Here is a 12,343-nt window from a genome sequence, read left to right as displayed (position 1 = left end):
TAACTTCTCTAAAATTCATAAACTAATTCTCCTAAGCTACGGAAGATAATCCGTGTACAAAATCCCTTTCAGATGATCGATCTCGTGTTGAAAAATCCGGGCCGTATATTCTTTCACGGTATCTTGTCGCCATTCAAACGAAAGCTCATCCCGGTAGCGCACGATGATTTTCGTCGACCGGTAAACTTCTCCCGCCCGATCAGGAATAGATAAACATCCCTCCTGCCCGATAACCGTATCTTTTGAATAATAAATAATTTCAGGATTCACGTAAAATTCGAAAGGCTCGCCCGCCTTATCCAAGCGTTGCACGGCTACTAACTGACGGGAAATCCCCACTTGGGGAGCAGCGATCCCCACCCCTTGATTTAAGGTATCGTTCACGGTGGCAAGCATACGGGATTTCAAAACCCGGAAACTCTCCGTCTCCATTTCCTCACGCCCCAGTTCTTTCGCTTGTAATCGCAAAAACAAGGAATCCGCGGAGTTTGTCACCAGAAACAAAGGCATAATACCCGCTTCCCCCGACAACCCGATCCGTTCCCGTTCTTCTCGCGTAAAAGAACCGGACTCACCACACGAGAAAAAACATATCCCAACAAGGGTACACAATAGCAATACTCTTATTCTCATTCTACTATTTTATTCGTTTTAAACAAAAGCCCTTTTTTGATAAAATACAATAATGTCCCGATCGTGATCGCGAAAGAAATAAAATCAGCCATGGGCATACTGGCCCATACCCCGGTAATTCCCCAGAAACGAGGTAATATCAACAGGAACGGGATCAGGAAAAGCAACTGGCGAGAAAGCGAAAGGAATATAGAAACTTTCGCTTTTCCGATAGATTGAAAGAAATTCGTGATAATGATCTGGCAGCCGGCAAGAGGAAACACCAAACAGGTCACGCGTAACCCGAACTTCGAGAGTTCCGTCAATTCGTGATTATCCGTGAACATACCCACGATCGCCTCTGGGAACAATTGACTCATCAGAAACCCGAAAGTCGTGATCGAAACACCCGCGATCAACGCGTAACGCAAGGTCTTACGAACACGGTCAAAAAGTAGCGCCCCGTAATTATACCCGACAACCGGCTGCATCCCTTGGGTTACCCCGATTTCAATCATGACAAACAACGTCAGCACCCGGTTCACGATCCCGTAAGCCCCGATAGCCAAATCCCCACCATAGCGCATAAAACTATTGTTCAGGATAATAACCACCGTACTAGCGCACACGTTCATCAGGAAAGGAGACATCCCGATAGAAAAGATACTCATGATAATCCGTCCCCTCAACTTGAAAATTCCCGGTTTAAAACGCACGGAGGTGTTCTTATTCAAATAATGAATCAATATCCATATCAAACCGATGGATTGAGAAATTACCGTGGCTAACGCGGCCCCCCGAATACCCCACTCCAAATGGAAGATAAATATCGGGGCCAATATGATATTCGCGAACACGGTCAACAAAGAGGTCAACATGGCTTTCCGGGGATAGCCCGTGGCCCGCATCACGTTGTTCAACCCGATAAACATAAACGCTATCGGGTTCCCCATTAATATAACCTGCATGAAATCCCTTGCATAAGGTAAGGTTGCCGGACTAGCCCCGAAGAAGTGTAATATCGGATCCAAGAAGATCAAGGTCAATCCCCCGAAACAAAAACCATTAATCACGCTTAACAGAACCACGTTCCCCAAAACAGCCGTGGTTTTCTCCGTATCTTTCTGTCCGAGAAAAATCGAACTGATTGTCGCACCACCGATTCCCACCAGCGTTGAAAAAGCAATGATCAAGTTCATCAAAGGAAAGGTAATCGCCAACCCCGATATCGCCAGAGGACCTACCCCATGACCGATAAAAACACTGTCTATAATATTATACAATGACGTCACCGTCATCCCTATTATAGCAGGTATAGAATACTGTAATAATAATTTTCCGACCGGTTTGGTCTCTAAAATATGCGATGCACTTGTACTTGACATAACTTCTGATCCTCCTTTTTTAAATTCTCCACCTCTTGACAGGAATATCACGAACGATATAACAATTTCCAGAAAACAAGATTTAGACGGAATTACAAAAGTAACAAAAGACCGGGATATTTTAGATTTTAAATTTTAAATTTTAGATTCAATTAATTTATTGATCAATAATCCTGATTAATTTCTTGATTTATGATTTCCGATAAAATGATCCTATCCATTTTAGATTTTAGATTTTAGATTCCCACCGCACAAGGCTGACGCTTTTTTCATTCCAAATTTTAAATTCTACATTTCTCTGAAATGGACTTTATAAACTTTATGGACTCTTTTTTCAATTCTTTTTAAACAGTTTACCGATTCGTCCCATTCCCCAACGCAAAAGAATAGGTAGTGCTGCTTCCCACAATAAAGGAGAAAAATTCTTTAGCATCATCCCGATGAATGGCACTTGTTCGCTCCTTTCCTCCGGCTCGTTATTTTCAATAACTTCTGCCGGTTTGGAGAAGAATAGCGAGGATATCCCCGCGAAAAATATACGCCCGGAATGACGATGTATATATTTAAAATCCTCGTTTATCTTTTGCTCTTGCACCCGGCAACTCTCACGCACCCGTCGCTGTTCCGCCATTAATATTTCCAGCGGAGTGGGTTGCTTCTTCATCATCTTTTTCATCTTTACTCATCATAGCGGTTATAATCTCGTTGGTTACCTTGGAAGTGATCTTTCCCCTGAAAAACATCGTTATTCCGAACAACAACAGGTACATCCCGACCACCAACACGAAACCCAATGCCATACTCCCCAACAGTTCTCCCAGGAAAAAGCCCAACGCCAAAAACAAAAACAGTATCGCGAAAAAAGCCAGTAATACCAAAACAATACCATACGAAAAGACCGCCATGGTCTTGGCGACCCTTTCGTAGGTATTTAGTTTTAATAGCTCAAGCCTTAATTCCACGTAAGTCGAAATATCTTCTTTCAACTCGGCGAATGTCTTCTCGGCAATGTTCTCCATAAGCTATTACTTCGTTTCGGCAGCCGTCTTCCCCGCAACCTTTTCAGCTACATGATTTACATCCTCGGTTACATGTTCTCTCACGTTGTCAGCCTTGGTTTTTGCCTTAGCGTAAACGTCTTTCACGTCTTCTTTCACTTTAGACACGACGTGATCAAATTCTTCAGCTAATTTTTTACGATTGTCAGCTACAATTAAATAACCGACAGCGACTCCCACTACAGCACCGATACCCAGGCCCAGTAGTAAATTTGCAGTTTCATGTTTCATATTCTATGATTTTTAAGTTCGTAGTAATTTAACGAACAAAAACGTGAAAAGGTTCTCCTTTTAGTGATTTTTTTATGAATATTTTTAACGAGTGATAAAATGTATTTTTACAGGGTCATAACGTTCTGGTACAGGAATATGCTCATCAGCTGACTTCCCGATCGCGACAACCGCGAAAGGCACGAATTCCGAGGATAGATGAAATAAGGTTTTCACTTGATGAACCCGGTGCATCTGAGGATAAATCCCCACCCACGTGGAACCCAATTTCTCTCCATAAGCCTGTAATATCAGATTTTGCACGCACGCGGCCAATTCCTGCGGCCAATTTCCCCCGTCAAGTCCCGCTTTACGGGTATTGCAACAAACCAGAACGGCTACCGGGGCGGTCTTCAAAGCTGCCCCATCCGGCAAAGTCGTCACCAACTCGTGAATGTGTTTTTCATCCTCGATAACAAAAAACTCCCAGGGACGGCGATCCTTAACCGATGGCGCATACATGGCAGCTCTCAACAATCGTTCGATCGTCTCCACGCAAATCTTTTCCGGTAAAAAATGTTTCACGCTCCGGCGATTCACGATGGCCTCACCCACGGAAGCCATATCGGTAAACTTCTCGCTACGCATTTCAGACGCCAACTCTCTCACCCGGGGAATGATCCTCGTGAAATGCTCACTTTCCTTGTGAATAGCTAATAACGCCTCGTTTTCCCAAGTTTCTATGATCATCAACACGTTATCCAAACGATTGTTTTCAAGTATTTCGTACCCGATGCACCCTTTTTCCTGTCTTGAAAGCTCAGACATCTCGCTCAAAAGTGCCACTATTTGGCCACGAACTTCACTCTCTACTTCGATTGTAACATTAATCCTGATCATATACATCCTTTTGAAATTTAACATTTATCTCCCCCTCCTGATCGACTTCATAAAAACGGTCAAAATTATAAAAGTTAACCGACTTTTTAATAACCAAAAAGTACTTTTATTCGTAAATACCATAAACTTTAAAAGAAAATAGAATATGAAAACAAAACTAGCTATCAAAAAGATATTCGTATTTGCCCTTCTCGTCACGACAAACAGCGTGCTGTGGGCACAAGAACAACCTAAAGGGAAATTCTCGCTTCCCCCCTTACCCTATGAAGCAAATGCCCTGGCTCCCGTTATCAGCGAAACCACGATAAAATTGCATCATGGCAAACATCTTAAAGCCTATATCGACAACCTGAATAAGTTGATCGTGGGTACACCTTTCGAGAATAGCGACCTTGAAACCATTGTCAAGAATTCTACCGGGGCGATATTCAACAACGCGGCTCAAGCCCTGAACCATATCATCTACTTCAACACATTCTCACCGAAAGCAAACCAACTCCCTTCAGGAGCTTTACTAAAAGCTATCGAAAAAGAGTGGGGATCGTTTGACAACTTCAAAAAAGAATTTACCTCGGCCGCCACGTCCCTGTTCGGTTCCGGGTGGGTATGGCTTGCCAAAGATAAAAATGGTAAATTATACATTCTATCAGAAAGCAATGCCGGCAACCCGATCACCAAAGGATACACGCCATTACTGGGGATTGACGTGTGGGAACATGCCTATTACCTTGATTACCAAAATAGACGTCCCGAACACATCGAAAAACTATGGACTATCATAGACTGGGATACGGTCGGGGCGCGTTACAAATAACATGCCGTAGACACGGTTGATATATTTAAAATATATCAACCGTGCTATTTTTGAGTATAAAAATCTATCTTTGTGGGTTTTAAAAAAGAATAACAAATGATAAATCCATTAGACATTATTCGCAAATATTACACGTTGGATTCTCTCGCCGGGCAATCCCTTCTTATACATAGCCAACTGGTTACGGATAAAGCGATGTCACTAGCCATAAAGCATCCGGAAATGGACCTGGACATACCGTTCATCAAAGAAGCTGCCATGCTTCACGATATCGGTATTTTTCTCACCAATGCCCCTGATATCGGCTGTTTTGGTGAATACAATTACATCTGCCACGGATACTTGGGTGCCGACCTTTTACGTGCCGAAGGACTTCCACGTCATGCCCTAGTATGCGAACGTCACACGGGAGCAGGGATCTCGCTCGAAATGATTGAAGAAAAACACTTACCGTTACCCCCGCGGGACATGCTTCCGATCACGCTGGAAGAAAAACTAATCGCTTTCGCCGATAAATTTTACTCGAAGACCAATTTAACCAGGGAAAAGAAACTCAGTAAAATTCGTATGGAAATGGCCTTTTACGGGACAGAAACCGCCAATCGTTTTAACGAGTGGTGTAAACTTTTTCTATAAAATATTATCTAATTTTCAAAACTTATACCCGCATCATCACGTATTCACACACGAAATAAAATACGTGATGCGGTTATGGAAACATTGAATAATTGGATTATAGCAACAAACGATTTCATCTGGACCTATGTACTGATAGCTCTATTAATTTGTGTCGGGGTATATTTCACCTTTAAAAGTAAATTCGTTCAATTCCGGAATATCCGGGAAATGTTCCGCCTCCTGGGAGATGGGATCACGAGCGGGAACCACAAAAACTCGGTTTCCTCTTTTCAGGCATTCTGTATCGCGACTGCCTCTCGTGTCGGCACGGGTAACCTTGCCGGGGTTGCCACGGCTCTCGCGTTGGGAGGCCCGGGAGCGATCTTCTGGATGTGGCTTATCGCGCTTATCGGATCGGCCTCCGCTTTCATCGAATCCACGTTGGCACAGATATATAAAGTTAAAGGGGAACGCTCCTTCATCGGGGGCCCCGCTTTCTACATGGAAAAAGGTCTGAAAAAACGCTGGCTTGGAATTCTGTTCGCCATTATCATCACCATCACTTTCGGGTTGGTATTCAACTCGGTTCAGGCAAACACGGTTACCCTGGCTTTCAACGAAGTATTCGGCATGAATAGAACCTGGCTGGGTATTATCCTGACCGTACTGACCCTGCTGGTTATATTCGGGGGTATCCACCGGATAGCCGTTATAGCCGGAATCATCGTGCCTCTCATGGCTATCGCTTACATCCTGGTGGCCGTGTTTATCCTGTTCACGCACCTCGGTGCATTACCCCATGTTATCGGTTCTATCTTCTCGAACGCTTTCGGTTTTGAACAAATCGCGGGAGGAGGTCTGGGAGCCGTCATCATGCAAGGGGTCAGGCGAGGACTTTTCTCGAACGAGGCCGGAATGGGTTCCGCCCCGAATGCCGCGGCGACCGCCGACGTGACACATCCCGTAAAACAAGGTTTGATTCAAGCCCTCAGCGTCTTCACCGACACGCTCATCATTTGTAGTTGCACGGCCTTTATCATCCTACTCTCGGATGTCCCGCTAGACGGCTCCGTGAAAGGAATACAACTGACGCAAATAGCCCTATCCCACCAGATCGGAAGCGTCGGTGGCCAATTTATCGCTATCTGTATCTTCCTGTTTGCCTTCAGCTCGATTGTCGGGAATTATTCCTATTGCGAAACCAACCTGTTTTTCATCTCAAAAAACAAAACCTACTTGCAAATTTACCGGGTTGCGGTCGGGCTGATGGTTATGTTCGGTTCTATTGCCGCCCTTGATCTCGTGTGGAACATGGCCGACCTTTTCATGGCTATCATGGCCATTACTAACCTGATAACGATCGTGCTACTTGGCAAAATAGCCCTGAAAGCACTACAAGATTATAACCGTCAACGCCGTATCAGTAAGAAAAGTATTATATTTAAATCATCTTTCATTCCGGAATTAAAAGATTCCACCAGCGAATGGGAATAAAATGATTTTTTTCTTAACTTTGCGACAATTAGGAGAGAGTGGCACAAATTATGAATTTACACACGATAACTCTCCCGCGATCACGCTAAACAAGGATCGGCGCACTTAAAAATAAAGAATAAAATAAAAAGATGAGATTTGACGAGCTGGAACTAGAAGATTCATTATTACAAGGATTAGATTCCATGAATTTTCAAGAAACTACCCCTATACAAGAATTAACAATCCCCGTGATATTAGAGGGAAAAGACCTGATCGCCTGTGCCCAGACGGGTACCGGAAAAACAGCAGCTTACACCCTTCCGATTTTAAACAGACTGATAAAAGAAGAAAACCGAACGGATGCGGTAAAAGCCGTGATCATGGCCCCCACCCGGGAATTAGCTCAACAAATCGACGTCCAGTTCGAAGGATTCTCTTACTTTCTTCCCGTGTCCACGGTCGTGGTGTACGGGGGTGGCGACGGTTCCTTGTGGGATCAACAGAAGAAAGCGTTACGCCTGGGAGCGGATGTCGCGATAGCAACCCCGGGACGACTGATCGCCCATTTGCAGCATAGCGATGTCGATCTTTCACAAGTAAAATATTTTATACTAGACGAGGCGGACCGGATGCTGGATATGGGATTCTTCGAGGATATCATGCAAATCGTTAACAAACTCCCAAAAGATCGGCAAACTATTCTTTTCTCGGCTACCATGCCCCCCAAAATACGCCAGCTGGCACAAAACGTACTCCGGGATCCGGTGGAGATAAACGTGGCGGTATCCAAACCTAACGAGGCGATCATGCAAGCCGCCTATATATGTTACGAACCGCAGAAAATGGGAATTATCGAAGAACTTTTCAGCAAACCGGTTCTACACAAAACCTTGATCTTTGCCTCTTCCAAACAAAAAGTGAAAGATTTGGCATTCACCTTGAAAAAGAAAAAATTTAACGTGGCAGCCATGCACTCCGACCTAGAGCAATCAGAGCGGGAATCTGTCATGATGGACTTTAAAAATAATAAAATTGATATACTCGTTGCCACCGACATCGTCTCTCGTGGTATAGATATTGATGAAATAGGATTGGTCATCAATTTCGATGTACCGCACGATCCGGAGGATTATATCCATCGTATCGGTCGTACGGCGAGAGCCAGCGCTGAAGGAGTTGCCCTAACCTTTGTTTCCGAAGCGGAACAAGGGAAATTTTATCGCATAGAACAGTTTATTGAAGAAGCTGTCTATAAAATTCCGCTTCCCGCTCATCTGGGAAGAGCCCCGGAATACAACCCGAAAGCTTTCGATCATGGCTCATTCAAGGGAAGAAAAAAGAAACCCGGTAATCGCCCGTTCGTAAAAAAGAGAAACAACGCCAGACGAGAAGGAGGCTCACAGTAATAACCTATTAAAACTAAAAACGCTTATGATTCTAAATGCTGGAAACATTTTACTTATCGGATCTATTCTATTATTCATCAGTATTGTCGTCGGAAAAGCAGGTTTTCGTTTTGGAGTCCCCGCCTTGCTCCTCTTCCTGGGAGTAGGAATGCTTTTTGGAACCGACGGTTTGGGAATAGAATTCAATAACCCTCAAACCGCACAATTTATTGGTGTTATCGCGTTAAGTATTATTCTGTTTTCCGGTGGTATGGACACAAGCGCGGCCGAAATCAAGCCCGTCATGGCGCAGGGAGTCGTTCTCGCAACCGCGGGGGTGATGCTCACCGCCCTCCTCACGGGATACTTCATTTACTACGTGACCAACCTGGCTGACAGTTTTGTTACTTTAAGTTTTGCAGAATCCCTACTACTCGCATCCGTGATGTCATCCACTGACTCCGCATCCGTGTTCTCCATTCTCCGATCAAAACGTCAGGGATTAAAAGAAAACCTGCGTCCCATGTTGGAATTGGAAAGTGGTAGTAATGACCCCATGGCTTACATGCTGACCATCCTACTCATACAAGTCATTCAATCCGGCGAAACGAGCATAGCCAACACCGCCCTACAATTCATCATGCAAATGAGTATCGGCGCCGTATCCGGCTACCTTTTAGGAAGACTGGCCGTGTATTGTATCAATAAACTGAACATTAACCAATCTCTATACCCGGTACTTCTCCTGGCCTTCGTGTTCTTCATTTTCTCGTTCACCGATCTTATCCAAGGAAACGGTTATCTGGCTGTTTACCTGGCAGGTCTAGTCGTGGGGAATCATAAAGTGGTACACAAAAAAAGTCTTACTACCTTTTTTGACGGAATCACGTGGTTGTTTCAGATCGTCATGTTCCTCACGCTGGGACTTTTGGTCAATCCGGCCGAATTGCTTCCTATCGCTACACTAGGTATTCTTGTAGGAGTGTTCATGATCATCCTGGCTCGCCCGATAAGTGTTCTCCTCTGTCTTCTTCCCTTCCGGAAAATGACGACCAAAGCACGGGTATACGTCTCGTGGGTCGGATTACGAGGAGCAGTCCCCATCATCTTTGCCACATACCCGCTAATCGCAGGAATACAACACGCATCTTTAATATTCAACGTGGTATTCTTCATCACGATCCTCTCTTTGGTCGTGCAAGGAACCACCGTGAGCTTCATGGCTAAAATCCTGGGCTTATCTACCCCGGAAGAACGTAAAAACGTATTCAACGTCGAATTACCGGAAGAAATCAAGACTGCCATGTCCGAAATCGAGGTTATCCCTTCCATGCTGGCCAAGGGCGACAAACTCATGGATCTCGTCCTACCGGACAACACGCTCGTTGCCTTGATCAAGAAAAACGATTCGTATTGCGTTCCCAAAGGAAAAACGAAATTACACACGGGGGATAAATTACTCGTGATTACCGATGACGACGAAGCTCTCCGTAAAACATACGAAAGTTTGGGCATCACGGATTACTCGATCCAAAAGAACGCTTAACTATTTTAATAGCTAGAAGTATGGAAGATATAATAAATGCTCGTTGCGGCTGGGCCGGGACAGATGAACTGTATGTAAAGTATCATGACGAAGAATGGGGCCAACTCGTGACCGATGACAAAACCCTATTTGAGTTTCTTGTACTCGAAAGTGCCCAGGCAGGATTATCCTGGATCACGATCCTCCGAAAACGTGAAGGATACCGGGAAGCCTTTCATCACTTTGATGTGAAGAAAGTAGCGCAAATGACACCAGAAGACATCGAACGATTGATGCAATTTGATGGAATCGTCAAAAATCGGTTAAAAATCAAAAGCACAATCAATAACGCTAAACTATTTATGGCTATCCAGAAAGAGTTCGGTAGTTTCTACAAGTACACCTTATCCTTCTTTCCCAACCAGCAACCCATTGTCAACAATTTCAAGACTCTAAGCCAGATTCCCGGTACCTCTCCCGAATCGGATGCTATGAGTAAAGACATGAAAAAACGAGGATTTAAATTCTTCGGTTCAACGATCTGCTATGCTTTTTTGCAAGCCACCGGCTTCGTGAACGACCATTTAGAAGGCTGTTTCTGTAAAGCAGATCAAATAAACCATGCATGACCGTAACCAACACAATATCATATAGTAATTTTCTATAATAGTATAAAAATTAAATATTTGTTTGAGCAAACAATTTATCGTATACTTGTACTCGAATTTGATAACAACAATTGCTAAAATTAATATTATGAGTATCAAAGGAACAAAAACAGAACAGAACTTGCTCAAATCGTTTGCCGGTGAATCACAAGCCAGAAGTCGTTACACTTTCTTTGCCAGCGTGGCTAAGAAAGAAGGATTCGAACAGATTGCAGGTGTATTCATGGAAACCGCAGAACAAGAAAAAGAACATGCCAAAAGATTCTTTAAATTCTTGGAGGGCGGAATGGTTGAAATCACCGCTTCTTATCCTGCCGGAGTGATCGGAACGACCGCGGAAAACTTGAAAGCTGCTGCCGAAGGAGAAAACGAAGAGTGGGCTGATCTCTATCCCGAATTTGCAAAGGTAGCCGAAGAAGAAGGATTTAACGCTATCGCTGCCGTATTCCGTAACATCGCTAAGGTGGAAGCAGAACACGAAGCTCGTTACAGAACTCTCCTCGCTCGTGTTGAAGCAGGTAAGGTATTCGAAAGAGACGAAGTGATCTTATGGCAATGCCGTAACTGCGGTTTCGTGTACGAAGGCAAAACTGCCCCTAAGGCATGTCCCGCCTGCGCTCACCCGCAAGCATACTTCGAAGAGAAGAAAAACAATTACTAGTAGTATACCGGTAATCAGAAATCAAAAGCTAAAAGTTGGAGTTTCGATTCCAACTTTTAGCTTTTAATTTTATTTATAGTTAGAAAATTGCAAGGTGATTTTCGTTATATTCGCGTCAATGAAATTGTATTATATTTTTTAATCTATAAAATAAAGTTATTATGAAAAAAGTTATCAACTCACCGAAAGCACCGAAAGCCATCGGTCCTTACAGTCAAGCTATTGAAGCTAACGGAACGCTTTATATCAGCGGTCAACTTCCTATTGATGTGAATACCGGAAAATTCGTGGAAGGTGGAGTAAAAGAACAAACCGAACAATGTTTGAAAAACATCGGTTATATCTTAGAAGAAGCCGGATATACTTTTGACAACGTGGTTAAATCAACCTGCTTGTTAGGAGATATGTCTTATTTCGCCGATATGAACGAAATCTACGCTAAATATTACAAGAGCGATTGTCCCGCTCGTGCAGCTTTTGCCGTAAAGGCTCTCCCGATGGGGGCTATGGTTGAAATCGAAACCATCGCGGTAAAATAAAAACAAAAAACGGCTGAAATCAGCCGTTTTTTTTATACCTTAGGGAAGTATAACTTAAATCTACCATTATGAGAACATTCGGTTTACTTCTTGTACTTGCCCTGTTTGTTGCCTGCGCATCTCAAAAAGATGTTGCCCAGAATAAAAAAGGGCGTTGCGCGATAAAAGACTCCACCCAATATGAATTAATCGTTTTCGATTCGGGATTCGACTTCTGGCTTGCCAGTCATCAAACCGTATCCACCCAACATTCGAACGAGTATTATCAAAGCATGAATCATCAATATGCCCTCGAATGGAACAGAAGATACGCTTCCGGAGACCCTAGAATCAATAGTTACATTGATTACAACCTGAACAAAAACTACGGGTTCGATTTCAATTACAAACTCTACATGTATTTCAGGTTCTTCGAGGATACCAATCGAGTGAAACTCATACCCGGCAATAGAAGCCTTTGACAATTTTAGATTTTAGATTTTAGATTTTAGA

At 43.6% G+C, this 12,343-nt stretch carries 15 protein-coding genes; 9 read left to right on the top strand and 6 right to left on the bottom strand.

Annotation, left to right across the window (positions count from 1 at the left end; genetic code table 11):
* Positions 1 to 36: 36 nt before the first annotated feature.
* The 6 genes from def to DWW52_RS16670 form a co-directional block, all read right to left on the bottom strand.
* Positions 37 to 633, bottom strand: a complete 597-nt coding sequence (def, locus tag DWW52_RS16695; protein ID WP_118716607.1) for a peptide deformylase — start codon at positions 631 to 633, stop codon at positions 37 to 39.
* Positions 630 to 1,997, bottom strand: coding sequence for an MATE family efflux transporter (locus tag DWW52_RS16690; RefSeq protein WP_118716606.1), 1,368 nt, complete (start codon positions 1,995 to 1,997; stop codon positions 630 to 632). The genes def and DWW52_RS16690 overlap by 4 nt, the downstream gene beginning before the upstream one ends.
* Before the next feature lie 334 nt (positions 1,998 to 2,331).
* A complete protein-coding gene (locus DWW52_RS16685; RefSeq protein WP_148315391.1) occupies positions 2,332 to 2,664 on the bottom strand; it encodes a hypothetical protein in 333 nt (110 codons plus the stop codon).
* Positions 2,603 to 3,016, bottom strand: a complete 414-nt coding sequence (locus DWW52_RS16680) for a phage holin family protein (protein ID WP_118716604.1) — start codon at positions 3,014 to 3,016, stop codon at positions 2,603 to 2,605. Before DWW52_RS16680 ends, DWW52_RS16685 begins: the two co-directional genes overlap by 62 nt.
* A 6-nt stretch (positions 3,017 to 3,022) precedes the next feature.
* Positions 3,023 to 3,286, bottom strand: coding sequence for a YtxH domain-containing protein (locus DWW52_RS16675; protein WP_118716603.1), 264 nt, complete (start codon positions 3,284 to 3,286; stop codon positions 3,023 to 3,025).
* Between the two features lie 84 nt (positions 3,287 to 3,370).
* The gene (locus DWW52_RS16670; RefSeq protein ID WP_158582644.1) at positions 3,371 to 4,165 is read right to left on the bottom strand and encodes a nitroreductase family protein; all 795 of its coding nucleotides are present in this window, start codon (positions 4,163 to 4,165) and stop codon (positions 3,371 to 3,373) included.
* 145 nt (positions 4,166 to 4,310) lie between these two features.
* Between DWW52_RS16670 and DWW52_RS16665 the strand changes: the two genes are divergently transcribed.
* From DWW52_RS16665 to DWW52_RS16625, 9 genes are all read left to right on the top strand, one after another.
* Positions 4,311 to 4,979 (top strand): superoxide dismutase, encoded by a 669-nt coding sequence (locus tag DWW52_RS16665; RefSeq protein WP_118716601.1) that lies wholly within the window; start codon positions 4,311 to 4,313, stop codon positions 4,977 to 4,979.
* Between the two features lie 99 nt (positions 4,980 to 5,078).
* Positions 5,079 to 5,615, top strand: coding sequence for an HD domain-containing protein (locus DWW52_RS16660; RefSeq protein ID WP_118716695.1), 537 nt, complete (start codon positions 5,079 to 5,081; stop codon positions 5,613 to 5,615).
* 75 nt (positions 5,616 to 5,690) lie between these two features.
* On the top strand, positions 5,691 to 7,091 hold the full coding sequence (locus DWW52_RS16655; RefSeq protein ID WP_118716600.1) for a sodium:alanine symporter family protein: 1,401 nt from the start codon (positions 5,691 to 5,693) through the stop codon (positions 7,089 to 7,091).
* Positions 7,092 to 7,222: 131 nt separating this feature from the next.
* Positions 7,223 to 8,479, top strand: coding sequence for a DEAD/DEAH box helicase (locus DWW52_RS16650; RefSeq protein ID WP_118716599.1), 1,257 nt, complete (start codon positions 7,223 to 7,225; stop codon positions 8,477 to 8,479).
* Between the two features lie 25 nt (positions 8,480 to 8,504).
* A complete protein-coding gene (locus DWW52_RS16645; protein ID WP_118716598.1) occupies positions 8,505 to 10,004 on the top strand; it encodes a potassium/proton antiporter in 1,500 nt (499 codons plus the stop codon).
* Between the two features lie 20 nt (positions 10,005 to 10,024).
* A complete protein-coding gene (locus DWW52_RS16640) occupies positions 10,025 to 10,612 on the top strand; it encodes a DNA-3-methyladenine glycosylase I (protein ID WP_118716597.1) in 588 nt (195 codons plus the stop codon).
* A 127-nt stretch (positions 10,613 to 10,739) separates the two neighbouring features.
* Positions 10,740 to 11,312, top strand: coding sequence for a rubrerythrin (gene rbr / locus DWW52_RS16635; RefSeq protein WP_118716596.1), 573 nt, complete (start codon positions 10,740 to 10,742; stop codon positions 11,310 to 11,312).
* A gap of 161 nt (positions 11,313 to 11,473) precedes the next feature.
* Positions 11,474 to 11,851, top strand: a complete 378-nt coding sequence (locus DWW52_RS16630; RefSeq protein WP_118716595.1) for a RidA family protein — start codon at positions 11,474 to 11,476, stop codon at positions 11,849 to 11,851.
* A 68-nt stretch (positions 11,852 to 11,919) separates the two neighbouring features.
* Positions 11,920 to 12,312, top strand: coding sequence for a DUF6146 family protein (locus tag DWW52_RS16625; RefSeq protein ID WP_118716594.1), 393 nt, complete (start codon positions 11,920 to 11,922; stop codon positions 12,310 to 12,312).
* The last annotated feature ends 31 nt before the right edge of the window (positions 12,313 to 12,343 follow it).

Origin of the sequence: Odoribacter sp. AF15-53, assembly GCF_003479425.1 — a bacterium.
Classification (GTDB): Bacteria; Bacteroidota; Bacteroidia; order Bacteroidales; family Marinifilaceae; genus Butyricimonas.
The sequence above is the reverse complement of the archived record's forward strand: the minus strand, read 5'-3'. Positions and strand labels throughout refer to the sequence as shown.

Coding starts and splice junctions, on each gene's coding strand:
- rbr (WP_118716596.1), top strand. CDS start 10,740: ATGAGTATCAAAGGAACAAAAACAGAACAGAACTTGCTCAAATCGTTT.
- DWW52_RS16645 (WP_118716598.1), top strand. CDS start 8,505: ATGATTCTAAATGCTGGAAACATTTTACTTATCGGATCTATTCTATTA.
- DWW52_RS16690 (WP_118716606.1), bottom strand. CDS start 1,997: ATGTCAAGTACAAGTGCATCGCATATTTTAGAGACCAAACCGGTCGGA.
- DWW52_RS16685 (WP_148315391.1), bottom strand. CDS start 2,664: ATGATGAAGAAGCAACCCACTCCGCTGGAAATATTAATGGCGGAACAG.
- DWW52_RS16640 (WP_118716597.1), top strand. CDS start 10,025: ATGGAAGATATAATAAATGCTCGTTGCGGCTGGGCCGGGACAGATGAA.
- DWW52_RS16655 (WP_118716600.1), top strand. CDS start 5,691: ATGGAAACATTGAATAATTGGATTATAGCAACAAACGATTTCATCTGG.
- DWW52_RS16625 (WP_118716594.1), top strand. CDS start 11,920: ATGAGAACATTCGGTTTACTTCTTGTACTTGCCCTGTTTGTTGCCTGC.
- DWW52_RS16680 (WP_118716604.1), bottom strand. CDS start 3,016: ATGGAGAACATTGCCGAGAAGACATTCGCCGAGTTGAAAGAAGATATT.
- DWW52_RS16675 (WP_118716603.1), bottom strand. CDS start 3,286: ATGAAACATGAAACTGCAAATTTACTACTGGGCCTGGGTATCGGTGCT.
- DWW52_RS16650 (WP_118716599.1), top strand. CDS start 7,223: ATGAGATTTGACGAGCTGGAACTAGAAGATTCATTATTACAAGGATTA.
- DWW52_RS16665 (WP_118716601.1), top strand. CDS start 4,311: ATGAAAACAAAACTAGCTATCAAAAAGATATTCGTATTTGCCCTTCTC.
- DWW52_RS16670 (WP_158582644.1), bottom strand. CDS start 4,165: ATGATCAGGATTAATGTTACAATCGAAGTAGAGAGTGAAGTTCGTGGC.
- DWW52_RS16630 (WP_118716595.1), top strand. CDS start 11,474: ATGAAAAAAGTTATCAACTCACCGAAAGCACCGAAAGCCATCGGTCCT.
- def (WP_118716607.1), bottom strand. CDS start 633: ATGAGAATAAGAGTATTGCTATTGTGTACCCTTGTTGGGATATGTTTT.